The following is a 2049-nucleotide window of genomic DNA, read 5'->3' as shown; positions in this document are numbered from 1 at the left end:
CGTCGCCCTCGCGAGTGCCCTGATCTGCTACCGACGCGCCACCAACTGAGACGACGTCTTAGGCATGGCCGTACCAGTGTCGCAGATCCACATAGGTGACCTGCGGGTGTTGGCTGCCACACCTGTCGGTAGTGGTTGTCGCTGGTCGCCGTTGAGCGACCTCGGACGGCCCAGGGACGGCCCGAGCTGCCGCTGTCGCACCCCGGCCTGGCGGTCCGGCTCCGCCGACGGCGCACCAGCACCAGCACCAGCACCTTGGCAAGGAAACCCTGCCGTCAGCCCGGTCTGAAGTGTCAGTCTGTGCGTATGGACCTGGAAGAACTCCTTCGCGCCATGGACCGTACGGCGGCCAACCTGAAAAAGCTCGAAAGCGTGTGGGAGCGCGCGCAACCATTCATCCCTAGCGGCCCACAACGCGGTTCAGATCCCCAATATGATGGGCTTAGGGCAGCTTGGACAGACCTACTTTCCGGGCTCCCACCGATTGACGGTTGGACCATCACCGAGCCACTTCCCGACATCGACGAAATAGGCCAAGCCTATATCGACTACCTCGAAATTGGTGTTCCGCCTAGCGCGGTGGATGCTGCCGGGGAGAAACCTGGAGCGGATCTCGCCGCCTACCGATACCGCTTGGAGCGAGCTCGTCGACGCGCAGCACGAGGCCGATTGGAGCAGCTCGTAGCCACAGTCGACGCCACGCTCCCCATCGCCGTACAAGGTAGCGCCCGGGACTCTCAAGAGGTCTTGAGTAACGACCTGACTGAAAAGATCGAAGCAGCGATTGGAGAAATCGCAAGGCTCCTGGGCGAAGACGCCGAGAGCATCGATCGATGGTGGGATTTGCAGCGACACATGCGCTTCAGCCAGGGGCACGACTGGCATGACATTGTGGAATTCGACTGGCCCGCCGTGCGTGCCGGTATCGAAGTAAACTCCCTGGGTGACAGTGACCCGCTCCCTGTCCCAGACATGGACCTTGGACACGCGGCCTCGGGCAATCTGACGGGCGCCGCCACCCTTGCGCTGCCCTGGGAGCGCCTGGACGACGACGGGTTCGAGCGGCTTCTCTACGACCTGCTACGAGACATCCCCGAGCACCAGAATGTCCAATGGCTGATGCAAACCCGCGCACCCGACCGGGGACGTGATCTTTCGCTGGATCGTGTCCTTCGCGACGGCTCCGGCGGTGTTAGGACTGAACGCGTCATCATTCAGGCCAAACACTGGCGCAGCCGGTCGGTGAACGCAGCCGCCCTTAACGAAACCGTGGTAGCGGGCAAGCTATGGGGGCCCCCGCTCGTAAGGGGGATTGTCATCGCCACCAGTGGTCGCTTCACCGCAGACGCGGTGGCCTGGGCGGAGCGGCATAACTCGGAGGGCACAGCGCCCTACGTCGAGCTATGGCCGGATAGCCGCCTTGAAACTCTTCTCGCACAGCGGCCTCACATTGCAGCCGCCCATGGCCTCAAATAGACGAGGACCTGCTATCCGCAGGGCTGGGCACTGCTGCAAGCGATCGCCTCGCTCCCTATCCCACCACTCACTCCAGCTCCCGTCCCGTCCGCCGTCGACCCACACCCCGTGGAGCGGGCGTGGTCCATGGCGTCCAGGTGGAGCGCGCCACTGTACGAACGACCTGGACGCCATGGGCCGCGTCTGCTCGGCTTCGCCTGGGTCGACGGTGGGCGGGATGGGAGCCCCCGCGCACGCCCCAACGGACCCGCACTCGGCGACGGCGCCCCCTCCATCCCGGTGCCGGCCGATCCCCCGCCGGAGGCATTGTTCTGACCGGCGCCGCGCAATGCGGTGATCGACTCATGGCCACCAGCCCTATCCACATGTGGGCGCGCGTCGGCGCAGCGTGCGCGGAGCGGGCCGGAGGCAGGAGCGCAGCGCGCAGCGGAGCCGGGAGCGCGCCCGGCGGAGCGGAGCGCAGCCGGGGCTTGATGAAGTAGGGAAAGTTCTACCGCACACTCTGCTGATCGCCTGTCCGGTCCCGGTAGATGCTTGACACTTCGGTCCCAGCTGATGGTTGACAGTGGCCGT

The 2049-nt window shown here is 65.2% G+C and carries 1 protein-coding gene; it reads left to right on the top strand.

From position 1 onward, the window contains the following. Positions 1–306: 306 nt before the first annotated feature. Positions 307–1476, top strand: coding sequence for a restriction endonuclease (locus IE255_RS38825; RefSeq protein ID WP_190055149.1), 1170 nt, complete (start codon positions 307–309; stop codon positions 1474–1476). Positions 1477–2049 lie beyond the last annotated feature (573 nt).

The organism is Streptomyces lomondensis (assembly GCF_014651035.1).
GTDB lineage: Bacteria > Actinomycetota > Actinomycetes > Streptomycetales > Streptomycetaceae > Streptomyces > Streptomyces lomondensis.
This window is presented reverse-complemented; position numbering and strand designations above follow the sequence as displayed.

Bases quoted from the DNA above. Each gene is read 5' to 3' on its own strand.
- IE255_RS38825 (WP_190055149.1), top strand. From the start codon at position 307: ATGGACCTGGAAGAACTCCTTCGCGCCATGGACCGTACGGCGGCCAAC.